Origin of the sequence: Pseudomonas anguilliseptica (assembly GCF_900105355.1) — a bacterium.
Classification (GTDB): Bacteria; Pseudomonadota; Gammaproteobacteria; order Pseudomonadales; family Pseudomonadaceae; genus Aquipseudomonas; species Aquipseudomonas anguilliseptica.
On record NZ_FNSC01000001.1, the window covers coordinates 2,960,234 to 2,985,968 of the forward strand.

General features: G+C 67.1%; 7 protein-coding genes and 1 pseudogene. All 8 read right to left on the minus strand.

All coding sequences use genetic code 11. The features are described from left to right. Window positions 1–215: 215 nt before the first annotated feature. Window positions 216–1,217, minus strand: coding sequence for an extracellular solute-binding protein (locus BLW24_RS14445; RefSeq protein ID WP_090382725.1), 1,002 nt, complete (start codon window positions 1,215–1,217; stop codon window positions 216–218). A gap of 352 nt (window positions 1,218–1,569) precedes the next feature. Then, window positions 1,570–6,198: a non-ribosomal peptide synthetase gene (locus BLW24_RS14450; protein ID WP_244161164.1), complete on the minus strand. Its 4,629-nt coding sequence runs from the start codon at window positions 6,196–6,198 to the stop codon at window positions 1,570–1,572. 90 nt (window positions 6,199–6,288) lie between these two features. After that, window positions 6,289–7,329 (minus strand): TauD/TfdA family dioxygenase, encoded by a 1,041-nt coding sequence (locus BLW24_RS14455; protein ID WP_090382730.1) that lies wholly within the window; start codon window positions 7,327–7,329, stop codon window positions 6,289–6,291. 4 nt (window positions 7,330–7,333) lie between these two features. Next, window positions 7,334–12,097, minus strand: coding sequence for a non-ribosomal peptide synthetase (locus BLW24_RS14460; protein ID WP_090382740.1), 4,764 nt, complete (start codon window positions 12,095–12,097; stop codon window positions 7,334–7,336). Between the two features lie 323 nt (window positions 12,098–12,420). Then, on the minus strand, window positions 12,421–15,543 hold the full coding sequence (locus BLW24_RS14465; protein ID WP_090387750.1) for a non-ribosomal peptide synthetase: 3,123 nt from the start codon (window positions 15,541–15,543) through the stop codon (window positions 12,421–12,423). Between the two features lie 5 nt (window positions 15,544–15,548). Further along, window positions 15,549–18,041: a condensation domain-containing protein gene (locus tag BLW24_RS27405; protein ID WP_477742886.1), complete on the minus strand. Its 2,493-nt coding sequence runs from the start codon at window positions 18,039–18,041 to the stop codon at window positions 15,549–15,551. Next, window positions 18,039–24,545 (minus strand): annotated as a pseudogene (locus BLW24_RS14470) (amino acid adenylation domain-containing protein); the annotation flags it as partial. The gene BLW24_RS27405 and the pseudogene BLW24_RS14470, both read right to left, overlap by 3 nt. Further along, entirely contained in the window at window positions 24,542–25,522 is a 981-nt protein-coding gene (locus tag BLW24_RS14475) for a TauD/TfdA family dioxygenase (protein WP_208600232.1), read from the minus strand. The gene BLW24_RS14475 and the pseudogene BLW24_RS14470, both read right to left, overlap by 4 nt. Window positions 25,523–25,735: the final 213 nt, after the last annotated feature.

Here is a 25,735-nt window from a genome sequence, read left to right on the forward strand (position 1 = left end):
ACACATTCTGTTGCTCCTGGTTGCTGTGGCGAAAGCAGGTAGATACCTGGAGCTCGCAACCATGGCACTGGGCTAGAACTGGTTGAGCGCCTCTCTGATGCCAATCCTGCGGCATAATCTCTTTAAGCTGTGGCGGGGTGGGCACGAAATTCTCGTCAGACAGAAACACAACGCCCCGATTTAGACCGGGGCGTTGTGTGGACGTGCCGCTGATGTCACTTCCAACCAGCGCGATCCATCAGCATGGTGGCCTCGGCCTGGCGCTTGCCGGCCACTTCCAGCGGGATGCTGTCAGCTTTGAAGCTACCCCAAGCAGCCACTTCCTCGGAAGGTGCGACTTTCGGGTTGGCCGGGAACTCCTGATTGAGGCTGGCGAACAGGCCCTGAGCTTCTTCGCCGGTCATCCATTCCAGCAGCTTCTGCGCGGCTTCGGCATGTGGGGCGTGCTGAGTGACAGCGGCACCGGACAGGTTGACGTGGACGCCACGGTCGGCCTGATTCGGCCAGAACAGCTTGGCTTTCAGGTTTGGCTGCTGCTTTTGCAGACGGCCGAAGTAGTAGGTGTTGACCATGCCGACATCGCATTGGCCGGCGTCGATGGCCTGGATCAGCGCGGTGTCGTCCGGGAACACGTCGGTCGCCAGGTTGCCGACCCAACCCTTGATCAGGGCTTCGGTCTTCTCGGCGTCGTGGTTCTCGATCAGGGTGGCGGTCAGCGACTGGTTGTAGACCTTCTTGCTGGTGCGCAGGCACAGGCGGCCTTCCCAGTTCTTGTCGGCCAGGGCTTCGTAAGTGGTCAGCTCACCTGCTTTGACTCGCTCGGGGGAGTAGACGATGGTCCGCGCACGCAGCGACAAGCCAGTCCAGCTGCCGGTGCTGGAGCGATACTGCGCCGGGATGTTCGTGGCGATGACGTCCGACTTCAGTGCCTTGAGCACGCCTTCCTGCTCGGCCTGCCAAAGGTTGCCAGCGTCGACGGTGATCAGCATATCGGCCGGAGTGTGCTCGCCTTCGGCCTGCAGACGTGCCAGCAGCGGGGCTTCCTTGTCGGTTATGAATTTCACCGGCACGCCGGTCTTGGCGGTGTAGGCATCGAATACCGGCTTGATCAGGTCGTCGATACGCGCGGAATAGACCACGACTTCGTCGGCAGCCTGCACCGAGGTGACGGCGGCGACCTGCGCCAACAGAGCGAGAAGACAATTGCGAATCTGCATAAGGATTGCCTCGTAATGATTATCTAGATGCAAATGAGAGTAAAGCTGAGTTTTCAGCTTGTGCTCGCTCACCGCTAATGTGAAATCCAGCACTCTGATGGTCCCAGTTAAGCTGAGCCGGAAATTACACTGATTGCAAATTGACTATTGATCTGGCCTCAAGAAGTCCTAACCGTGCCGTAGGATGGATCTTCCGCCATTACAGCAAACAGAATGATTGCGAAGGCGAGCGTCGCGATCAGCCATGCCGAGTAAAACGCCTGCTTTTTTTCTTTGGGTCGTCCATCTCTTATTCCCTTGAAGTTAGATCCTTCCCCCGCCGGAGCGGGGGCATCATCCGTAATGCTTCTATCTAGTGAGCCCAGCCGCCCGAATAGGGCTTGAGCACCCGCACCAGTTCTGCCAGCTGCGGATGCAGGAACACCAGTTGCGGGGGAATGGCCGTACCCCACAGATCCTGCAGGCGTGCGCAGAGCAGTACTGCCTTGAGCGAGGTGCCGCCTTGCTCGAAGAAGTTGCTCTGCGGGTCGAGGAAAGGCTGCTCCAGCAGATCTTCCAGTAGGGCGTAGACCTGGGTTTCCGCCTTCAGGGCACTGCGCTGGTTGGCATTGGGCGGCTGGCTGAGTTGGTCGCTCAATTGCTCTAGAGTTGCCTGGGGTTGCTGCACGACACTGCGCAGCATTTTCCGATAATCCTCGGCCAGCAGGGCGATATGGTCTGGTTCGAACAGGTCGCTGCTGTAGGTGAAGGTGGCGACCAGGCCGTGCTCGCGCTCGCCGATATCCAGCATCAGGTCGAACAGGGTGCTGTGGTTGCTGCCTTCCTCTATCGGGCTGATCTGCAAGTTGCCGAACTCGCTGGAGCTGAGGATGCGTTCGCGGTGCAGGTCGAACATCACTTGCAGCAGCGGCGCACTCTGCTGCTGGGTATTGGGCAGCGCTTGCAGCAGCTGTTCGAACGGCAGGTCCTGGTGGTCGTGGGCGGCCAGCATATTGTCGTGCAGTTGAACCAGCAGCGCCTCGAACGAGGGGTTACCGCTCAGGTCGCTGCGCAGGGCCAGGGTGTTGACGAAGAAGCCGATCAGCCCTTCGAGCGCTTGCTGGTTGCGGTTGGCGATCGGGATGCCGATGCGGATATCGTGCTGGCCGCTGTGCCCGGCGAGGAGCAGCTTGAAGGCGGCGAGCAGGGTGCTGAACAGGGTCACGCCGCGTTGCTGGGTCAACCCGTGCAGCGCCTGGGTCAGCTCGCTGTCGAGGCTGAATTCATGCTGGGCGCCACGATGGCTGGGCAGCGCCGGACGCGGACGCATGCCAGGCAACTGCAGCAGCGGCCGCTCTTTGCCCAGGTGGGCGAGCCAGAAGTCGAGCTGTGGCTTGAGGGCCTCGGGGCTGAGCTGGCGGCGCTGCCAATGGGCGAAGTCGGCGTATTGCAGCGCCGGTTCGTGCAACGGCGAGGGCTGGCCGGCGCTGAATGCGCTGTAAAGCGCGATCAGTTCGCGGGTCAGTACGCGCATCGACCAGCCGTCGGTGACTATATGGTGCAGGCACAGCCAGAGCACGTGGTTGTGTGCGTCCAGGCGCATCAGCCCGGCGCGGATCAGCGGCCCGCGGGCCAGGTCGAAGGGCTGCAACGCCAGGCCGTCCAGTTGGCTGCGCAGCGCCTGCTCGCGCTCGGTTTCGCTCAGGCCGCTGAGGTCCAGCAGCGCCAGTGGGAAGGCGTGCGGCGCGTCGATATATTGCAGCGGCTGGCCATTTTCCAGCACGAAGCGGGTGCGCAGGCTGGCATGGCGACGCAGCAACTCGGCGAAGCTGCGCTCCAGCGCCGGCTGATCGAGTTCGCCGGAAAGGCGCACGGCCTCGGCGACGTTGTAGGTGCTAGTGCCCGAGTGCAGGCGGTCGAACAACCACAGGCGTTCCTGGGCGAAGGACAACGGCAGCGCGCTATCGCCAACGACCGCTTGGATCGGCGGTAGAGCCGGGGCGCCGGCTTGCGGCAGGGCCTGTTCGGCGAAACCGAGCAAGGTCGGATGGAGGAACAGTGCGCGCACCGGTACTTCGATATTCAAAGCGCTACGCAGGCGCGAAATCAGGCGGGTGGCGGTCAGCGAGTGGCCGCCCAGCTCGAAGAAGTGATCGTCGAGGCCGGCTTTTTCCACACCGAGGACTTCTGCCCAGAGGCCGGCGAGCAGGCTTTCCCGCTCGTTGCGCGGTGCACGATAGGCGCGCTGGCCGCCGCGTTCCGGGGCGGGCAGGGCGGCGCGGTCGAGCTTGCCGTTGGGCGTCAGCGGCAGCGCCGGCAGCACCACGTAGGCGCCCGGCAGCATATGCTCCGGCAGGTGCTCGGCCAGGTGCTGGCGTAGCGTTTGCGCGCCGGGGCAGGCGTCGCGGGCGACTATGTAGGCCACCAGTTCGGCATCGCCGGCCGGGTTTTGCCGAGCGATCACCGCAGCCTCGCGCAAGGCCGGATGTTCCAGCAGCCGCGCCTCTATCTCGCCCAGCTCGATGCGGAAACCACGGATCTTCACCTGATGGTCGACGCGGCCGAGAAACTCCAGCTCGCCTTCGGCGTTGAGCCGGCCGATATCGCCGCTGCGATACAGGCGGCTGCCCGGCGCGCCGAAAGGGTCGGGCAGGTAGCGCTCGGCGGTGAGATCCGGGCGGCCGAGGTAACCCTGGGTGATGCCGGCGCCGCCGATATAGATCTCCCCGGCGACACCTGGGGCGACCGCTTGCAGCCGCTCGTCCAGCACTTGCACGCGCATGTTGGCGATGGCGCGGCCGATCGGCAGCACGCCCTGTTCCTCGCCTCGGCTGCGGTACAGGCTGCACCAGACGCTGCCTTCGGTGGGGCCGTATTCGTTGTACAGCGCGGCGCCTGCACAGACCTCATGGTGCCGCGCCGCCACCGCCGCCTGGCAGGCTTCGCCGGCGACTATGGCGCAGCGCAGGCTGCTCAGATGCTCGCCGCTTTGTTCCAATACCTGGGCATAGAGCGAGGGCAGCATCAGGCAATGGCTGATGCGTTGCTCGGCGATCAAGCGGCCGAGGGCCAGGGTGTCCTGTACCTGGCCGTCCTGCGGCAGGCACAGGGTGCCGCCTTGGCTGAGGCTCCAGAACAGGCCGGCCACCGAGCTATCGAAGGCCAGGCCGGAGACCAGCAGGAAGGACGCCAGCGGCTCTTGATAACCCAGCCAGCGGGCGCTGGTGGAGTGCACGGCATTGCGGTGCGAAACCATTACGCCCTTGGGCCGGCCGGTGGAGCCGGAAGTGAAGATCAGATAAGCCAACTGATCCGGGTGACCGATCGCCGCGGGACGCTGTTCGGGTAGCTCGGCATCATCTTCGCCGTCCAGCCAAAGGGTCTGGTAGTTGCCGACCGGCAGGCGTTCACTCAGGGCACTGACGCTCAGCAGCAGCGGCGCCTGGGTTTGCTCCAGCATGTCGGCCAGGCGCTCGGCGGGGTAGGCCGGATCCAGCGGCAGATAGGCGCCGCCGGCTTTGAGAATGCCGAGGATGGCGACTATGGCTTCGCTCGAACGGCCGAGGAACAGCCCCACCGGCTGCCCGGCTTGCAGGCCGGCTTGGCGCAGGCGATGGGCCAGGCGGTTGGCCTGGCGCTCCAACTCGGCATAGCTGAGCTGGACGCCGCCATGGCTGAGGGCAATCGCAGTGGGATTGGCCTCGATCTGGGCTTCGAACAGCTGATGCAGCAGCGCCGGCGCGGCGATGTGCGCCTCTGTGCGGTTGAGTTCGGCGAGCCATTCGGCCTGCCGCGCGCCTATGCCGCTGGCCTCGCGTAGCGGGCGTTGGCTGGCGGAGCAGGCCTGCTCGCAGAGGCTCAGGAACTGCTCGAGGATCAGCTCGGCGGCATGTCCGGTGAAGCGGCTCGCGTCATAGCGCAGGGCGAAGGCGAACTGGCCGTCGCGCGCTTGCACGTCGAGCATCAGGGTCGCGGGATCGCCGTCGGCCTGCAGCTCCGCAATCGGCCAGGCGCAAGGTGTGGATTGGCTATAGCGAAAGCTGAAGGGCAACCCCGGCGCCTCGCCGGGCCAACTTTCCTGCCAGGCTTCGGCCTCCGCCAGCAGCGCGCCGAACTCACCGCAAAGCGCCGCCAGGGATTGGTTTTCATCCACCGCGAACAGTAGCGGCAGCGCCTTGGCGTACGCGCCGAAGGCGGTTTGCGTGGCGTCGTTACGGCCTGCATGGCAGCAGCCGAGCAGCAGGCGCGGCAAGCCCAGATGACGTTGCAGCAGCGCCGCCCAGCACAGGCCGAAAACCGTTGCCGGTTGCGTGGCCAGCCCGGCGAGGGTGCTGTGCAGGCGGTCATGGGCGGATGCGGACAGGTTTTTTTCGATCCGCGCCGGCCGGTAGCCCTGTTCCGCCCGTGGATTCTGCCAGGGATGGACTGGGCTCAGCAGCTCCGCCGCCTGCTGGCGCTGCCAGAAAGCGCGGCCGGCATCGCCGTCCGGGCCGCTGATCAGTTCGTGCTGCCATTCGGCGAAGTCGGCGTACTGCACCGGCTCGTCGTCCAGGGGCTGGCCTTGGTAAAGGGCGGCGAGTTCGCTTAGCAGCAGTTCCAGGGTCTCGGCGTCGGCGTTGGCGGCCGGCAAGGCCAGCAACAGCTGGTTGCTCGGGCCGTTGCACAGCAGGGCGGCGGCCAGGGGCGGTTGTTCGGGGTTGGCTGCGCTGGCGGCTAGCTCGGCCTGCAGGCGGGCTTCGGCGTCCGCCGTGCTGGCTTCCACCACTTGCCAGCTGAAGTTCAGCTCTTCGGCGATCACCTGCACCGGCAGTTGCATGCCGGGCACGGCGGTGAGGCGGGTACGCAGGATTTCATGGCGCGCCAGCAGTTGGCCGAGGGCGGCGTGCAGGCGTTGCGGGTCGATGGCGGCCGGCAGCTCGGCGCGCAGGTGCGCGACGGCATGCGGGGCTATGCGCCAGTGACGGGTTTGTTGCAGAGCGGGGCGGAAACCTTCGATAGACATATTCGTTGGCCTGGGAAAATGACTGGGCATGGGGTGGGGCGTATTTCCCTCACCCCCGGCCCCTCTCCCGGAGGGAGAGGGGAGCAAAAACTAGAGCGCCACGTCGCTGCTATTCAGCGCCTCGGCCATGGACACCAAAATTCGCCGCGGGCCGTTGTATTCGTTGCGCGCGTGCACCGCGAGCATGTTGTCGAGCAGCAGCACGTCGCCGTGTTGCCAGGGGAACTCGATCATCTGCTGCAGGTAAACCGCGCGCAGATGCTCAAGCTCTTCGGGTTCGATTGGGCTGCCGTCGCCGTAGAAGGTGTTCTGCGGCAGGTCGTCGTCGGCGAAGTCGGCTTGCAGGGCGTCGCGCACCGAGGCCGGCAGGGTGCTGACATGGAAGAAGGTGGCGTGGTTGAACCAGAGGATTTCGCCGTTACGCGGATGGCGCACCAGCGCCGGGCCGACTTGGCGGGTGCGCAGGCGATTGCCCTCTTTCCATTCCACGGCGATACCGACGCTGGCGCAGTAGGCCTCGACCTGGGCGCGGTCCTCGGTCTGGAACACCGTCTGCCAGGGCAGGCCGAAGCCGTCGCCGTAGTTGCGCACATACATGATGTCTTTCTCGGCGAAGCGTTCGCGGATCGCCGGATCTATCGCGCGGGTGATGGCGCGGCAGTCGCCGATCGGCGTCTCGCCGCGCCACTCGGGGGCGACGTCGCACCAGAGGAAGATCTTCAGCGGAAACACCGGCGAGTAGGAATGCTCGTTGTGCGGAAAGATCCGCTGGTCCTGGGGGTAGTCGGTGGAGGTGTAGATATTCAGCCCAGGATTGACCTGGGTGCGCGGCGAAGCGCGGAAGCGGTACTCCAGGGCACCGCCGGAGAGGGCGCTGATGCACTGGTCGAACTCATTGGCCGAGCCCACGGCGAAGCCGCGAAAGAGAATCGCGCCGTGTTCCAGCAACTTGCTTTCCAGCAATTCACGCTGGCGTTCGGCCCAGGCCTGGAGGCTGACCCCGGCGGTGGCCGGCTCGCACAGCAGGGGAAATGTTTGGCCGGGCAGCAGCGGGGTGAAGCGCACCAGGGCGTCTTGTTCCAGGCGGATGGCTTTACGGCGCATGCCGCCGAGGGTCGGGGAAGTGGTCATGGGCCTAGCCCTCCAGGGATTCGGTGGTGACAAGGGATTTGCGCCGGGCGCCGCCGAGGCGCGCCAAGCCCTGCTGGCTACGGGCTTGCTGCTCGGCCAGACGGCGTTCGCGGGCGCGCTGGCTAATGCTCTGGGCCAGGGTCGCCAGGGGCGTGTCGGGGGCGGCGGCGACTTGCGCCAGCAGCGCGCTGAATTCCTCGGCGAAGGCCGCGATGGTCGTGGCCTCGAACAAATCGGCGCTGTATTTGAAGGTACAGTCGAGGCCGCGCTCGGTTTCTTCCACGGTCAGGTGCAGGTCGAGCTGGGCCTGGCCGTGCTCGATCGGCTCGGGCAATACCTCCAGGCCGGGCATTTCGAGGGTGCCTTCCGGCTGATTCTGCAACACCAGCTTGACCTGGAACAGCGGGCTGTGGGCCAGGCTACGCACCGGGTTGAGAGCTTCCACCAGCTTGTCGAACGGCAGTTCCTGATGGCTGTAGGCATCCAGCACCTGGGTGCGCAGCCGGGTCAGCAGTGCACTGAAGCTAGGGTTGCCGGCCAGATCCGCGCGCAGCGCCAGTTGGTTGAGGAAGAAGCCGACCACGCCTTCGGTTTCGGCCCGGCCACGGTTGGCCACATCGGTGCCGACTATGGGGTCGAGCCGTCCGCTATGGGCGTGCAGCCAGATTTGGAAAGCCCCGAGCAGCCCCATAAACAGGGTGGCGCCGTGCTGCCGGCAGAGGTCGTGCAAAGCACTGGCGGTGGCGCGCTCGACGCTGAAACGGTGACGCCCGCCACGGCCGCTCATGGCCGCCGGCCGTGGTCGGTCGGCGGGCAGATCGAGCGGCGCCTGGGGCTCGCCCAGGGCTTGATGCCAGTAGGTGAGCTGGCGTTCCAGGCCTGCGCCATCGAGGCGTTGGCGTTGCCAGGCGGCATAGTCGGCGTACTGGATCGGCAGGGCCGGCAAGGCGGCTTCGCGGTCTTCCAGGGCGGCGCGATAAAGTTGCGCCAGCTCGCTGACCAACACGCCCATGGACCAGCCGTCGGCGACTATGTGGTGCAGCACCAGCAACAGCAGATGCTCGTCGGCCGCCAGGCGCACCAGGGTCAAGCGCAGCAGCGGCGCCTGGTTCAGGTCGAAGGGGCGGGTGGCCTCCTCGATCAGCAAATGGCGGGCCGCCGCTTCGCGCTCTGTGGGCGCTAGATGGCCGAGATCGATCAGCGGCAGCGGCAGCTCGACAGCGCCGTGGATCAGCTGCGTCAGCTCGCCGTTCTGTTCCTGAAAACTAGTGCGCAGGGCCTCATGACGCCGCACCAGGGCTTGGAAAGCCGCGTGCAGGGCGGCGCTATCGAGATGACCGCGCAACCGGGCGGCGCTGGGAATGTGGTAAGCGGCGCTGTTCGGTTCCAGTTGCTGGATAAACCACATGCCCTGCTGGGCGTGGGACAACGGCAGGGCCGCAAGAGCCGAGGCCGGACGCGGGGCGATGGCAATCGGTTGCTCCACCGCTGCATCGCTCGCGGGCAAGCGTTCGGCCATCTGGGCGATGGTCGGTGCTTCGAACACCGTCCGCAGCGGCAGCTCGATACTCAGTTGACGGCGCAACCGCGCCACCAGCTGGGTGGCCAGCAACGAATGGCCGCCGAGGGCGAAGAAGTTGTCGTGGATGCCGACGGTTTGCAGCCCCAGCACCGCTTGCCAGACTTCCTCCAGCGCGCGTTCCTGGGCATTGCGCGGCGGCGCCAGGTCGTGGTTATCCGCGCCGTATTCCGGCAGCGGCAGGGCCTTGCGGTCGAGCTTGCCGTTGGGGCTCAGCGGCAGCGTCGGCAGGCTGACAAAGGCGGCGGGCAGCATGTAATCCGGCAGGGCTTCGGCTAGATGTTCGCGCAAGCTGTCGATGGCGGGCGCCTCGCCGTGAGGCACCACATAGGCGACCAGACGGCGGTCGCCGGGGCGGTCTTCGCGCACCAACACCAGCGCCTGGCGCACGGCCGGATGGCTTTGCAGGCGCGCTTCGATCTCGCCCAGTTCGATGCGGAAACCGCGCAGCTTTACCTGCTGGTCGATACGTCCGAGGTATTCGATGGCACCATCGGCCAGGCACCGCGCCAGATCGCCGGTGCGGTACAGACGGCTGCCCGGCGGGCCGAAGGGATCGGGGGCGAAGCGTTCGGCACTCAAGGCCGGACGACCGTGGTAACCACGGGCCAGCAACTCGCCGCCGATGCACAGCTCGCCGGGCACGCCGGGCGGTGCCAGGTTGCCGTCGCGGTCCAGCAGGTAGAAGGCGCGGCCGGGCAGGGCCTGACCGATCGGCATCTGCAGCGGCAGCGGCCGGGCGCCACTAGCCCAGGCCTGGCAGTCCTGCACGCTGGCGGTCACCGTGGCTTCGGTGGGGCCGTAGGTGTTAAGCAGCCGCACCCGACTCAATCCGGCTTGGCGCCAGGCGCTCAGCCCTTCGGGCGGCATCGCCTCGCCGGTGGCGCTGACCAGACGCAGCGCGCCGCAGTCGGTGGGCGGCTCGGCGGCGAAATCCTGGGCCAGCTGGTACCAGTAGGCGGTGGCCAGGTCGGCCACGCTGATGCCATGGCGCAGCAGGCGACGCTGGAATTCCTGGCTGTCCCACAGCTCGGGGCCGCGCAGCACCACGCAGGCACCGCAACACAAGGCGGGGAAAAGCTGGTCGACGAAACCGTCGAAATTGAAGGTGGAGAATTGCAACACCCGGTCGGCCGCGCTCAGCTCGAAGAAGCCCAGCGCCACCTCGCTGTGTCCGGCCAGGGCCTGATGGTCGATGGCCACGCCTTTGGGCTTGCCGGTGGAACCGGAGGTGTACATCAGGTAGGCCAGTTGCGCCGGGTGCACGGCCACGACCGGGTCATGTTCCGGGCCTTGATCGAGTTGGGTGATCTCGAGGCGTTGCAGTTGGCTGTGGGCCTCGGTGGCGGTCAGTGTTTGCGGTGCCACCAGCAGCAGGCGGATACCGGCGTCCTCGATCATATGGGTCAGGCGTTCGGCGGGGAAATCCGGGTCCAGCGGCACGAAGGCCAGACCGGCCTTGAGCGTGCCGAACAGCGCCGCGACCATCTCCAGGCCACGCGGCAGGCACAGGCCGATACGCGCCTCGGCCGGCAGGCCCAGGGCCAGCAGCTGGTGGGCGATACGGTTGGCGCGCTGGTTGAGTTCGGCGTAGCTCCAGGTGCAATCGTCCAGCACCAAGGCGGGCGCCGCGGGCGTGGCGACGGCCTGGGCGGCCAGGCGCAGGTGCACCAGCTGTGCGGCCGGCAGTTGCATCCGCGCCTGACATTCGGCCAGCAGCGCGCTTTGCTCGGCTTCGCCCAACAGCGGCAATTGGCCGACGCGGCAATCGGGGTTAGCCAGAATGCCGCGCAGCAAGCGCTCGAAACCCGCTGCGTAGCGAGCAACGGTGGCGTCGTCGAACAGGTCGCGGTTGAAGCTGAAGCAGGCTTCCAACTGCCCCGCACGCTCGGCCATGTCCAGGCTGAGGTCGAATTGCGCGGCGCTCTGCTCGCGTTCGATCGACTCGATGCTCAGCCCCGGCAGTTCCAGGCGGCGCGGTTGCTGGCTATCGAGCAGATTGAACAGCACTTGGAACAGCGGCGGGTGGCTGAGATCGCGCTCGGGTTGCAGGGCTTCCACCAGGCGCTCGAACGGCAATTCCTGGTGGGCCTGGGCGGCCAGGCTGGCGGCTTTGACCTGATCCAGCAGCGCGATAAAAGGTTGCTGACCATCCAGCTCGGCGCGCAGCACCAGGGTGTTGACGAAGCAACCGATCAGCCCCTCGGTTTCCAGGCGGGTGCGGTTGGCCACAGGTACGCCGACGCGCAGGTCGGTCTGGCCGCTGAGGCGGTAGAGCAGCACGTCGAAGGCCGCCAGCAGCACGCTGAACAGGGTGGTGCCGCGCTCGCGGGCCAGGCGGTTGAGGCCGGCACTCAGTTCGGCGTCCAGGTGCAGGCTGTGGCGTCCGCCGCGGCCGCTGGCAAGCTTGGGTCGTGGGTGGTCGCTGGGCAGTTCCAGCACCGGCTGTTCGCCGCCCAGTTGGGCGGTCCAGTAGGCCAGTTCCGGCTCCAGCGCGGCGCCGGCCAGGCAGTTGCGCTGCCACAGCGCGTAGTCGGCGTATTGGATCGGCAACGCCGCCAATGTTGGCTCGCCACCTTGGGTGAGCGCGCCGTAGCAGGCCGCCAGTTCGCGGGTGAGAACGCCCAGCGACCAGGCATCCGCGACTATATGGTGGGCGGTCAGCAGCAGGGCATGCTCGTCCGCCGCCAGCCGTACCACCTGCAAGCGCAGCGGGCCTTGGCTCAGGTCGAAGGGGGTGTTGGCCTCGGCGTCGATCACCTGGCGCAGGCGTTGTTCGCGCTCGGGTGCCGGCAATCCGGCCAGATCGGTCTCGCCTATCGCCAGCGGCAGGGCGGCATGGACGATCTGCTCGGCTGCGCCTTCGGCCTGGTGAAAGCTGCTGCGCAGCACTTCGTGGCGCTGCACCAGGCGGGCGAAGCTGCGTTGCAGCGCGGCCAGGTCCAGCTTGCCGCGCAGGCGCAGGGCGGCCGGCATATTGTAGGCGGCGCTGTCGGGTTCCAGCTGCATCAGGAACCACAGGCGCTGCTGGGCATAGGACAGCGGCACGGCCCCATCGCGCGGTGCGGCGACTATGGGCAGGCGGGTCAGGCGAATGCCCTTGTCGGCCAGGGCGCGGATAAAACCCTCGCGTTTTTCCGGAGCGAGCTTGGCGATGCGTTCGGCCAGGGTTTTGGCGTCGAATTCCATAAGAAATCTCTTTTAAGTCGAGTGCTGCGTCGCGGCGGCCGCGAAACGCGCCCTCTCCCTGGTGGGGAAAGGGCTGGAATGAGGGATTCGAATCTCGCTGCGGGCCATAAAATCGCCCCCTCTCCCTAGCCCTCTCCCCAGAGGGGCGAGGGGATGGATAGGCGTAGCTCGCCGCATGGCGGTTCCGCTCGAGCGCTGTTTCGCGGCAGACGCGGAATGCTCCCTCTCCCCGTTGGGGTGAGGGGTTTGAGGCTTGGTGCGATCCATGAAGTCGCCCGCTCTCCCTCGTGGATGGAGTGGCGCATTGCGCCCTGGGGAGGCGCTCAACTCGGTTGCCCTTCGGCTGCTTTCGCACGGGCCTGCAGGGCCGCGCGTTCTTCCGGGGTCATGGCGGCGAGCTTGAGGCGCAGTTCGGCGATCTGCTCCAGGCGCCCTGGCACGCTTTCCAAGCCGCGCATGGCCTGGGCCAATGTGGCGACGCTGGGGTGATCGAAGACCAGGCCGGGGGCCACTTCGATTTGCAGCAGCTTGCGCAGCCGCGCGCAGAGCTTGATCACCATCAGCGAATGGCCGCCGAGGTCGAACAGGCTCTGGGTAGTGCCCACTGCATCGCGCTCCAGCAGTTCGGCGTAGAGGTTGGCGAGCAGGGTTTCCAGGGCATCGCGCGGTGCTTGCATTGCACTGTCGTCGTCCTGATTGCTGGGGTCGGGCAGGGCCTGGCGGTCGATCTTGCCGTTGGCCATGCGCGGCAGCGCAGCCAGCTTGAGCAGGCGGGTCGGTTGCAGGTAATCCGGCAGTTGTCCGCGCAGTTCGCTTAGCAGTTCATCTACGGGGCGTTGGCTGACCACATAGGCGTGCAGCTGTTCGCCGGCGACCTTCACCGCCGCCTGGCTTACGCCGGCGAGGGCCAGGAGTGCGGCCTCCAGCTCGTCCGGTTCGACGCGAAAGCCGCGGATCTTCAGCTGTTGGTCGAGCCGGCCGAGCAGTTGCAGGCGGCCGTCGGGCAGCAGGCGAGCACGGTCGCCGCTGCGGTAGAGGCGTTGGCCGGGGCGCAGCGGGTCGTCGATAAAGGCATCGGACTCGCGATTGAGGTAGCCGCGGCTCAGCTGCGCGCCGCCCAGGTACAACTCACCGACGGCGCCCAGCGGCGCCGGGCGCAAGCCCTCGGCGCCGGCTTCCAGCACGTAGGCGTAGCCGTTGGCCAGGGCGCGGTCGAGCGGCAGGCTGTCGTCAGCGCAAGGGTTGTGTCCTAGGCTGTGCACCAGCAGGCCGACCGTGGTTTCGGTGGGGCCGTAGTGGTTGTGGATGCGGCAGCTCGGAGCCAGGCCGCGGATACGCTCCAGCAGTGCGGGCGGGGTGGCTTCGCCGCCGAGGATCAGGGTTGCCGGCAGGCTTGCGGCCTCGTCTTCGAGCAGTGCGGCGAGGTGCGAGGGCACCATCTTCAGGCAATCGATGCGCTGCGCACGAAGGAAACGGGCGAAGGCGGCGGCATCGGTGCTCTCCACGTCACTGGCCACCACCAGGCAGGCGCCGTTCCACAGGGCGCCGAACAAGCTGGTATTGCCCAGATCTGCGGCCACCGAGGAGGTCAGGGCGAAGCGCCGGCAGGCGTTCAACTCCAGCGCTTCGCTGACGGCGGCGCTGTAGTTGAGCAGTTGGCGGTGTTCGATCACCACGCCCTTGGGCTCGCCGCTGGTGCCGGAGGTGTAGAGCAGGTAGGCGGCATGCTCTAGGCGGATGCTGTCGAGCGGCGCCAACTCGGCTTGGCTATCGCTTAGAAGATCGGCGAGGCGCAAGCTGTGACCGTGCAGATCCTCTCTCGGCGACTCGCTCAGCAACAGTTGCGGCTGGGCATCGACGAGGATTTTCTGCAGGCGCGCGGCCGGCCAGTTCGGGTCCAGCGGCACATAGGCGGCCCCGGCGCGCAGCGTCGCCAGCAGCGCCAGCACCAGCTCGGCGGAACGCGGCAGCAATAGCGCCACGCGGCTTTCTGCACCGACGCCACGGGCTTGCAGCGCGGCGGCCAGGCGCTCGACGCGCTCGTTCAGTTCGCGGTAGCTGAGCCGCAGCTCGCCGGCCTGCAAGGCCTCGGCCTCGGGGGTGAGCGCCGCCCAGTGGGCAAGGCGCGCCGGCAGGCTGGCCGAGCCGAAATCACGAGCCGCACCGCACAGGGCCAGTTGGCGCGAGCGATGGGCGGCCGGGCTGAGATTCAGTTCGGCGATGGGCGCGTCGGCGTGCGCCGGCAGCTGTTGCAGCAGGCACAGGTACTGCTCCAGCAGGCAGCGCGCATCGTCCTGTCCGTAGTGGGCATTGTCGTGATGCAGGGCCAGAGCGATGCCGCTGTCCGCCAGCCGGACTTGCAGGGCCAGCTCGAAGCGCGGGTCGGTGCCAGGCAGCGCCAGGGCACACCAGTTCAACCCTGCGGCTAGCCGCTCGGCGGGCTGGGTGGCGAGGGCGAAGCCGGCGCTGAGGTGCGCCTGCTGCGGCTCGTTCAGGGACCAGTATTCCTGGGCGCCGACATGGTCTTCGAGCAGAACCGCCAAGCGTTGCAGCCAGTGCGAGAAGGCTTCGCTCGGTTCGAGGCGCAGCGGTAGCGGCAGGACTTTGTCGAAAACGCCGACTCCGCCGGCCAGGGCCTCGTAGTCGTGCCGGCAGTCGTGTTGCCAACCGCCGGCAAAGGCCGGTTGCCCGCCGATGCGCGCCAGCAGCGCCCACCAGACGGCTTGCAGCAGGGTCGGCAAGGGTTGCTGGCGGGCTTCGGCGAGGCGTTCCAGTTCTGCCGCCAGCGCGGCGGGTAGCGCTTGGCTCAAGCAGCTCTGATGGCTGTTGGCCTGGGCCTGGCGACGGTAGCCTAGACGCAGCGCGGGCAGTTGCTCGAGACCGAGGTCGGCCCAGTAGGCGCGGCCGGTTTCGGCCTCGGCATCGGCCTCCAGCTCGGCGCGCCAGTCGATAAATTGGGTGTACTGGACCACCTCCTCCAGTTCGGCGTATGGCTGCTCGTAGACCTGTGGCAGTTCGGCGAACAGGGTTTCCAGGCTCAGGCGGTCGCCGGCGCTGGGCGCCAGGCTCAACGCCAATTGCCAATCGCACTGGTCCAGGCGGACCAATACGGCGCGCAGCAGGCGGCCGCTGTCCAGGGCGAACGGCTGGGCGCACAGCTCGGCCACGCGCGCTTCCAGGCTGTCCGCCGCGTTGCGCAGGTCCAGCGTCTGCCAATCCAGCTCGGCCTCGATCAGGTGTTGGCGCAGGCCGCGATACAGCTTTGATGCACGCTGGGCCATGCGCAGGCTTTCGTGGCGCGCCACCAGGGCGAGCAGCGCTTGGCGCAGGCGCTGTTCATCCAGCGCGCCGGTCAGGGCGATACGCAGCTGCGCCGCCGGGCGGCCGGCGTCGAGGGCGACCTGTTGTTCCGGGCTGAGGGGGTATCCCGAGTCGATTTCGTGCATGTCGTTCAATTCTGCAATTCCATTTCGCTGCGGTTATTCAACAGTTGTGCCGGCTCGTGCAGGTCGCCCATGGCCACCGCGATCTTGCGCGGGCCCTCGTAGGGGTCGCGGGCGTGGGCGGCCAGGAGGTTGTCGAGCATCACCACGTCGCCGCGCTGCCAGTCGAAGCGCACCGCGCACTCCTCGTAGAGGCGACCGAGCAGCGCCATCACCTCATCGTCGATCGAGCTGCCGTCGCCGAAGTAGACGTGGCGCGGCATGCGCTCCAAACCGACCAGGGCCAGCAGGTCCTCGCGCACTTCCGGCTCCAGGCAATGCACGTGGTGCAACTGCACCTGGTTGAAGAAGCTGCGCTCGCCGCTCAGCGGGTGGCGGATCACCGCCGGGCAGCGGGTGCGGGTCTGCAATTCGTCATTGGCCAGCCAGACGAACTCGGTACCGCTGGCGCGGCACTGGGCCTCCACCTCGGCGCGCTCGTCGGTCTTGAAGAACTCCTGCCAGCTCACATCCAGGCGCTTGGTGAAGGTGCGCACATAGAGCAGGCCCTTGCTTTCGAAGGTTTGCGCCAGCTCCGTCGGCAAACGCCGGTACAGCTCGCGGCAATCGACGATGGGGGTGGCGCCGCCCACCGGCGACGGCTGTTCGCAGAAGAACCACTGCTTGCGCGGCGCGCGCGGCAGGTGCGAACTCTCGTTGTGGTAGAGGATCATTTCCCGCTCGGGGTAGGGCGTGGAGCGGTAGATATTGCGCCCGCCTTCCTTCTTCGGCAGGTCGCCATAGCCGCCGAACAGACCGGGGTGGATGGCCTCGGCGAAGGCTTCGAAATCCTGCGGGCTGTGCAGGGCGAAGCCACGGAGCAGCAGGCCGGCGTGACGGCACAGCAGGGTGTCGATCAGGTCGCGCGAGCTGCGCGCCCAGCCCACCGGGTCGAGGTCGGGGGTCGCCGGTTCGATCAGCAGCGGGAAGTCGCGCCCGTCCATCAGCGGCCGGGTCTTGATCAGCGGCCGCGGCGCGGCACTGGTGCGCGGCGCGAGTTTTTTCAGTTTGTCGAGTTTGCTGGTCGATGGCGGGTTCTTGGCCATGCAGGAAGGCTCCGATTGCGGCAGTGTGAAGGTGAAAGCGGCGACTGCACCCTGGGGCGCGGCGACGGCCTGTTCCAGTACCGCGACCCAGGCATCGGCCAGAGCGGCGATGCGTTCGGCCTTGAACAAGGCGCTGGCGTAGACCCAGTCGGCACACAGGTCGCCGCCTTCGCGTTCGAGGAACAGCGCCATGTCGAACTTGCTGCTGCGTTCGGCGGGCGGCTGGAGCTGGATAGCCAGGCCGGGGATGGCGAAGTCGCTCTGCGGGGTGTTCTGCATCACGAACAGGGCCTGCACCAGCGGGTTGCGGCTGCGGTCGCGGGGTACCTCCAGGGCCTCGACGATGCGCTCGAAGGGCAGCGTCTGGTGCTCGAAGGCGGCCAGGCAGGTGCGTTTTGTGGCGGCCAGCAGGTCGACGAAGCGTGCCCTCGGCTGCAGGCGCGAGCGCAGCGGCAGGACGTTGACGAAGAAGCCGATCAGCCCTTCCAGTTCGCGGGCTTCGCGGCCGGCCACGTCGGTGCCGAGCAGCAGGTCGTCGCTACCGCTGAGGCGGTGCAGCAGCAGTTGGAAGGCGCTCAGCAGGACCATATAGAGGCTGGCGCCCTCGGTATGGACCAGGGCTTCCAGGCGCTCGAGCAAGGCAGCGGGTACGCGGAAGGCATGTGCTGCGCCGGCGCTGCTGGCCTGGGCCGGGCGCGGCCAGTCGCTGGGCAGCGCCAGTACCTGGGGCGCGGCGGCCAACTCGGTACGCCAGAAGCCCAGTTCGCGCTGCAGTCGCTCGCCGCTGAGTAAGCGGTGTTGCCAGGCGGCGTAGTCGGCGTACTGCAGCGGCAGGGGCGCCAGGTTGACCGGCTCGGCGGCGCGCAGGCTGCGGTAGAGCTGGCTTAACTCGTCGAACAACACGCCCACCGACCAACCGTCGGCGACCATATGGTGCAGGGCCAGCAGCAGATGATGGCGCTGCTCGCCGAGCTTGAGCAGGCGCGCCCGGATCAGTGGCGGCTCGCTCAGGTCGAAGGGCTGGCGCAGGTTTGCCAGGCTTTCCCGTTGGGCCTCGGCTTCGCGCTCGGCGGGAGGTAGCTGGGACAGATCGCGCAGGCCCAGGTGGAAGTCCAGATGCGCGCTTATCACCGCGCAAGGTTCGCCGTCGTTATCCGGGTAGGCGGTGCGCAGCACCTCATGGCGTTGCAGTAGGGCGGCGAAGGTGGCTTGCAGCACCGCCACGTCCAGTTCGCCGTCCAGGCTCAGGGTCGCCGCCATGTTGTAGGCGGCGCCACCCTGCAGGCGATCCACCAGCCACAGGCGTTGCTGGCTGGGCGACAGCGGCATCTCGGCGCTGCGTTCCACCGGGCCTAGCGCTGGGATTGTCGACAGGCTGGCGGGTTGGGCGAGCAGCGCATCCAGACGCTCGGCCATCTGCCATAGGCTCGGCGCTTCGAACACCGCGCGCAGCGGCAGGTCCACCGCCCAGGCCTGGCGTACTCGGGCCAGCAGGCGGGTGGCCAGCAGCGAATGGCCGCCCGCCTCGAAGAAGTGGCTGTGGCGACCCAAGGCCTGCGGTGGCAGCAGCGCTGCCCAGAGTTCGGCCAGGCGTTGCTCGGTTTCGCCTTGGGGCGGCTCGATCAGCGCGCTGTCCAGGCGCGGTGCCGGCAATGCTTTGCGATCGACCTTGCCGTTGCCATTCAGCGGCCAGCTATCCACCCGCACCCAGGCGGAGGGCAGCATATAGGCCGGCAGTTCGCCGCGCAGATAACTGGCCAGTTCGGCTTCCTCGGCCATGGCGCCGTCATCGCCTTGCCAATAGGCCACCAGCAGTTCGCTTTCGCCCAGGCGTTGCAGGTTGACCAGGGCGCGCTGCACCGCCGGGTGGCGTTCCAGGCAGGCCTCGATTTCGCCGGGTTCGATGCGGAAACCGCGCAGCTTGAGTTGGAAGTCCTTGCGCCCCAGGTATTCCAGCACGCCGTCGGCGCGCCAGCGGGCCAGGTCGCCGCTCAGGTACAGGCGGCTGCCCGGCGCGCCGAAGGGGTTGGGCACGAAACTGGCGGCAGTGCGCGCGGGGTCGGCCAGGTAGCCACGGCTGACGCCGATACCGCCGATGGCCAGTTCGCCGGGTACGCCGACCGGCAGCGGGTTGAGGTCGTGACCCAGGACATAGAGCTCGGCCCCGGCGGTGGGGCTGCCGATGGCGACGCTGCCGCCTTCTTCGGGAGCCTGGTGCAAGGGGTGGAAGGCCACGTCGTCCGAGCATTCGGCCGGGCCGTAGGCGTTCATCAGCGGGATAGCCGGGTAGCGCTCGAACCAGGCGCGGGCGGTCGGCATCGGCAGCGCCTCGCCGGTGGGCAGCACCCAGCGCAGCGCGGGCAGTTCGACCTGGCGTTCGCCCTGGACCTCCAGCAAGGCATGCAGCAGGGCGGGTACCGGCTCCAGCAGGCTGATCCGGCGGCTGGCGAGCAGTGCGAGCAGGGCCTGCGGGTCGCGCACCACCGCGTCCTGGATTATTTCCACGCAGGCGCCGAACAGCGGTGCGGTGAGGGTCTGCCACACCGAAATATCGAAACAGGCCGGCGCGCTCTGGGCGATCACGTCCTCTTCGCTCAAGCCCAGCGGCGCCAGCTTGGCCAGCATGTTGTTGAGCATGCCGGCGCGGTTGACCATCACGCCCTTGGGCTGGCCGGTGGAGCCGGAGGTGAAGAGCACATAGGCCAGTTGTTCGGGGCGTGCCGGGGTGGTCGGTAGCTGGCCATCGACGCTGCGCGCCAGCAGCTCGGCGGGCACGGCGATAGGGCCATCGTAGTGCTCGGCCAGGGCGGCGCGATGCACCTCGTTGCAGATCACCAGTGGCCGATTCGCGCGGTTTAATACGTGCTGCCAGCGGGCTGGCGGCTGCGTCGGTTCCAGCGGCAACCAGGCGGCACCGGCGCGCAGGGTGGCGACCATCAAACAGAGCAGTTCCAGGCCGCGTTCGGCCAGCAGCGCCACCGGCTGATCGGCCTGCGCGCCGAGGGCACGCATACCGCGGGCCAAGACTTCGGAGCGCTGCCAGAGCTGGGCGTAGGTCAGGCTTGCGTCGCCGCAACGGGCAACGATGCGTTCGGGGTGAGTGGCGACCCGCGCGGCGACCCGAGTTTGCCAATCGGGTTCGAGGCTGTAATCGGCGTCGTGGCGGCCCCATTCGGCCAGGCGCGCCTGCTCTCTCGCACCCAGCAGGCCGATCTGGCCGAGGCGGGTTGCCGCGGGGCTATCCATCGCCAGCAGCAGCTGGCGCATATGATCCATCAGGGCCAGCAACAGCGGCTCCGGCAGACGCTGGGCGTCGGCGCTGAACAGCAGTTGCAGTTGGCGTCCCGGCAGGGCTTCCAGGGTCAGGCCGTAGTTGGTCTGTTCCAGGTTATCCAGGGCGCGCAGACTCAGTTCGCCAACCCGCAACTGCCGCTCGGCGGCGGCCGGCAGGTTCTGGAACACCAGCAGGGTGTCGAACAGTGCGGCGCCGCGATCCTGGCTTTGCAGGATTTCGGCCAGTGGCGTTTGCTCGTGTTCGCGCAGGGCGACGCTGGCGTCCTGGACCGCCCGCAGGAAATCCGCCAGCGTCAGCTGCGGCAGCGCTTGCAGGCGCAACGGCAAGGTGTTGATAAAGACCCCGAGCATCCTGTCGGCGCCGGGCAGTTCGCTTGGCCGACCGCTGCTGGTGACGCCGATGATCACATCGGGCTGGTCGTTGTAGCGCGCCAGCAACAGCGCCCAGGCGGCCTGGATCAGGGTATTGAGGGTGACCTTGGCGCGCTTGGCCGCCTGGTTCAGGCGCAGGGTTTGCGCGGCGTCGAAGCTCAGCCCGCGGGTCAGGTAGTCCACCGCCTGGCCGGGGCGCGGCGCGGCCAGCATCGGCAGCGAGCCGCTGCCTTCGAAGCCTTGCAGCCTGCCTTGCCAGAATGCCGTCGCGTCCTGGGTCGGTTGCGCGGCCAGCCAGCCGATATAGTCGCGGTAGGCAGGGCGCGGCGCCGGGGTGCTGCCGCTGTAACGGGTGAGGATTTCCTCCAGCAACAGCACCGAACTCCAACCGTCGGCGATCAGGTGATGGCGGCTCCACACCAGCCACCAGCGCTGTTCCTCCAGACGGATCAGGGCTAGGCGTTGCAGCGGCGGGCGATCCGGGGCGAAACCCTGAACGCGGTCGGCCTGGCAGTAAGCGTCGAGGGCTCGTTGACGGGCCGACTCGTCCAGCTCATTCCAATCCAGCAGTGTTACCGGCAACTCCAGCTGGCGATAGACCGCCTGCACGGGCTCGTCCAGACCCTGCCAAAGCACGCCGGTACGCAGCAGCGGATGGGCGGCGACCGCCGCGCGCCAGGCGGCAAGGAAGGGTTCAGGGGCGAAGGGGCCGCTCAGCTCGGCTTGCAACTGGTTGACGTAAACGCCGCTGTCGCCTTCCAGCAGGCTGTGGAACAGCAGGCCTTTTTGCAGCGGCGACAGCGGATAGGCATCCTCCAATTCGGCGCCGGCCAGCTCGCGCAGCTGTTCGGCGGCGAGCGTACTCAGGGCGAACGGCGCCAAACGCGGCGCGGCGGCTTGCGCGGGCGCGCTACCGGTGGCAGGTGCGCGGCTTAGCAGCAAACCGGCCAGCGCTGCAACGCTGGGGTGTGCGAAGAGTTCCTTGGGGCTGAACTTGAGCCCGGCCTGGCGGCACTTGGCGATCAGTTGCAGGGCCAAAATCGAATCGCCGCCTTGGCCGAAGAAATCGTCCCGGCGGGCCAGCTCAGGCTGCCCCAGCAGCTCGCGCCAGAGCAGCAGCAATTGCGCTTCTAGCTTGCGCGCGGGGCAATCCAGGGTCGCTGCCAGGCTGGCAATGGTCGGCTGGGCGAACAACTGCTTGGGGCTGAATTTGAGGCCGACCTGACGGGCTTTGGCGATCAGTTGTAGGGCCAGGATGGAATCGCCGCCGAGGGCGAAGAAGTCGTCGTGGATCGACAGCGATTCGCGTTGCAGCAGGGCACTCCACAGCTGCACCAGGGATTCTTCCACGCCATCGCGCGGCGCGCCTTCTGCGGCTTTGGCGGTGGCGGTTTCCGTGGGCAGCGGCAGGTTCTTGCGATCCACCTTGCCGTTGGCCAGGCGCGGCAGCTCGGCCAGTTCGACGAAGACGGCGGGCAGCATATAGTCGGGCAATTGCTTGGCCAGACGCTGGCGCAGTTCGTCCAGCTGGATGGGCTGGGCCGCGACCAGGTAAGCGACCAGGCGCAGGCCGTCGCCGCTGGCCGCCGGTTGCGCCAGCACCACGGCGTCGCGCAGCTCGGGGCAGGCCTTGAGGCAGGCCTCCACTTCACCCAGCTCGACGCGGAAACCGCGAATCTTCACCTGGTTGTCGATGCGCCCGAGGAACTCCAGCAAACCGTTCGGCAGCATGCGCACGCGGTCGCCGGTGCGGTACAGGCGGCTGCCATCGGCGGCGAAGGGATCGGGGATAAAGCGTTCGGCGCTCAGCCGCGGTTGGCCCAGATAGCCATTGGCAACACCGGCGCCGCCCACATAGAGCTCGCCCGCGCTGCCCTGGGGCAGGGGGTTGAGGTAGCCATCCAGCACCTGCACGCTGACATTGGCCAGGGGGCTGCCCACTGGCACCAAGCCGGACAGGCTGGGCTCGAGGTCTTGCACGCCATGGCTCAGGCAACCGACCGTGGTTTCCGTGGGGCCGTAGTGGTTAACGACGCGGCAATCCGGCGCCAGTTCGCGGATGCGCTGCACCAGGCTCAGGTCCAGCCCTTCGCCCCCCAGCACCAGGCTATGGCGCGGCAACAGGCGCGCCGGCTCGGTCACGGCCAGCAGGGCCTTGAGGTGCGAGGGCACTATCTTCAGGCAATCGAGCGGCTGCTCGGCCAGGCTGGCGGCCAGGGCCTCGGGGTCGGCGGCGAGGGTTTCGTCGATCAGGCGTAGGCTGCGACCGCTGAGCAGCGCGCCGAACCAGGCGGTGTAACCCAAGTCCGCCGCCACCGTGGCGAGGGCGCTGAGGCTGGCGTCGTCCGGTAATTGCAGGGCGCGCAGCACGCCGTCGACGTAATGGATCAGATTGCCCTGGCTCACCACCACGCCCTTGGGCATGCCGGTGGAGCCTGAGGTGTAGATCAGATAGGCCGGTTGCGCGGGATGGGCGCTGGCGATTGGCTTCGCTGGGGGCGGCTGCTGGGTTTCGCTGCGCTCTACCCAGCCTACGGAGGTGTCGAGGTTTAGCCAGCGTGTCTCGCCCAGCTCGGCGGGCGCCGGGCCAAGGCCTGCCACCAACATTGCGCCGCTGTCACCGAGCATATGCAGGCGCCGAGAGGTGGGCAGGGCCGGATCGAGGCAGAGGTAGGCGGCGCCGGCCTTCCAACTGGCGAGCATGGCGGTAAGCAGGGCCGTGCCGCGCGGCAAGGCGAGTGCGACCACGCCGCCGGCACCCAGGCCTGTGGCCTGGAAGCGCTCGGCCAGACGGGTAGCGGCTTGGTCCAGCTCGGCGTAGCTCAGGCTGGCGTCGCCCTCGATCAGTGCCAGCCGTTGCGGGTGGGCCGCGACCTGCTGGGTGAAGGCGGCCAAGGCGGTGGCGGCGCTCGGCGCGAGCGCTGGGCCGTTCAAGCGCGACTGTTCCTGAGGCGCGCAGGCTGGCAACTCGCTTAGCCGCGCGGTGGGTCGGGTTACGGCGGCGCGGGCGAATTCAACAAACTGCGCCGCCATGCGGGCGATGCGCTCGCCGCGAAACAGTTCGCTGCTGTAGCGCCATTGGGCTTGCAGCCGTTGGCCGTCATCCTGCCAGCGCAGGTTCAACTCGTTGGCCGCGCCGCGCTGGGTGGCGAGGTGTTCGCGCAGGCTGAAGCGCGCCAGCGCGGCTTCACGGCGGTTGGGCATGTAGGTGAGCATATGGCGGAACAGCATCGGGCTGGCGGCCGCTGCCTGGATGCGCGCGAGCGGCAGGCGGCGATGGCGCAATCCTTCGCGCAGCTGCTTGGCGCTGTCCCGCAGGTAATCGTCCAGGCGTGGGTTGTCTTTGAGGCGGGCGCGCAGCGGGATGGCGTTGAGGGTGTAGCCGATCAGCTGTTTGTACTTGGCTTTGTGCCGATCCATGGTCGGGGTTCCGATCAGGAAGTCATCCTGGCCGCTCTGACGATGCATAAAAACCTGGAACAGTCCCGCGAGCAGGCCGAACAGGCTGATATTCAGCTGTTCGGCCAGTGCGCGCAGGGCCTGGCTATCGTCGAGGCTCAGCCATTGTTCAAACTCTTCGCCGGCGTAGCTCGGGCTGCGCGGGCGTGGCAGGTCCGGGGTCAATTCCAGCGGCGCCGGCGCGCCGGCCAGGCGGTCTTGCCAGAAGCTGGCCAGCGCGTCGTTGCTCTCGCCGCCTTGCATCTCGCGTTGTTCGGCCAGCCAGTCGAAATACCGACCGGATTCTGGCAGCGATAGCGGCTGGCCGTTCTGCAGCGCTTCATAGACGGCGAACATCAGCTCCACTGCCCATTCCACGCTGAAGAAGTCGCCGCTGATGTGGTGGAACGCCGCGCACATATGCAGCTGCGGGCCGCTGGCGGTCTGGTTGTGCAACAGGCGCAGGCGGCAAACCTGACCCCGCACCAGCTCGAAAGGCAGATCGGCTTGCTGTTCCAGCCAGGCACGCACATCGGTCTGGTGCAGATTTTCGACCCGTTGGGTTGCCACATCAGGTTCGATACGCACCGGCTGAACCATCCACAACTGGCCGTCTTCCTCTTGATAGCCGCAATGCAGGGCCTCGTAGTTGGCCAGTACCAGGGCGAAGGCGGCGCACAGGCGCTCCGGGTCCAGCTCGGCGCGCAGTTCGCGGGCCAACACCATGTTGTAGGCCGGACTCGTTGGATTGAGCCGGTGGAAGGTCCATAGGGCTTGCTGCCCCGGGCTGGCGAGGTGGCGCTGGATACTCGTCATAGCGCCTGCTCCTGCGCCGGCTCGGCCATGGCGACTATGACCTTGCGCGCGCCCTTGAAGCTGGAACGGCCGTGGGCCACCAGCATGTTGTCGAGCATCAGCACGTCGCCTTGCTGCCAGGGGAAGCGCACCGTGCAGTCGTCCAGCACGCCGCGGATTTCCTCCAGGGCGCTGTCCTCCAGGGGCGAGCCGTCGCCGTAATAAACGTTGCGCGGCAGGTCGAGCGGGTCCTCGACCACCGCCAGCAGGCCCTCGCGCACGGCGGGGGCGAGGTTGGAGACGTGGAACAGGTGCGCCTGGTTAAACCAGACGTTCTCGGCGGTGTGAGGATGGCGGGCCACCGCCTGGCAGACTTGGCGGGTGCGCAGCTCGCCGTCGTCTTTCCATTCAAAATCGATGCGGTTGGCGCGGCAGAAGGCTTCCACCACCTGATGGTCATCGCTGTTGAAGGCTTGCTGCCAGGGCAGGTCGAGGCCGTTGCCGTAATTGCGCACGTACATTAGGCGCTTGTCGGTGAAACGCTGGCGCAAGGCGGGGTCGATTCGGTCGTAGATCAAGCGGCTGTCGGCGATCGGCGTCTCGCCGCCCTCGGCGCTGGGCTGCACGCAGTGGAACCAGATTTTCAGCGGCCATTGCAGGGTGTAGGACTGCTCGTTATGCAGCGGGATAACCTGATGCGCCGGATATTCGGTGGAGGTGTAGACGCCCTGTTCCACGGCTTTGCGTGGGGTGGAGCCGAATTCATAGTTGAGCAACTCGTGGCCGAAGCCACGCACCAATTGCTGGAAAGCCTGTTCGCCGAGCACGTCGAAACCGCGTAACAGCAAACCGCCGACCTCGTGCAGCCGCGTCCGGGCGAGCTGGTGCAGGGCGGGCAGGCTGATCGTCTGATTGGCTGTCGGCTGCACCAGCAACGGTAAGGTCGACTCCGCCAGCAGTGGTTGCACGCTCAGACCGTGCTCGCGCGCAGCTTCCATCCCCATCTATAGCCCCTTCTTTATAGCGTTCGTATGCGTTCGAAACCGTGCCGTAAACGCGCCGCTGTGCGGTGTTCGTTTCGGCGTGCGGCGAGTCTAGCGGAAGTATTCACAAAATGTAATGATAGCAATTATCATTTAGAAAATGATCTGTTACTACACAGCAGCGCTATATCCGCCACCTCAGTCGAGGTCCGGACGCCTGCCTACTGA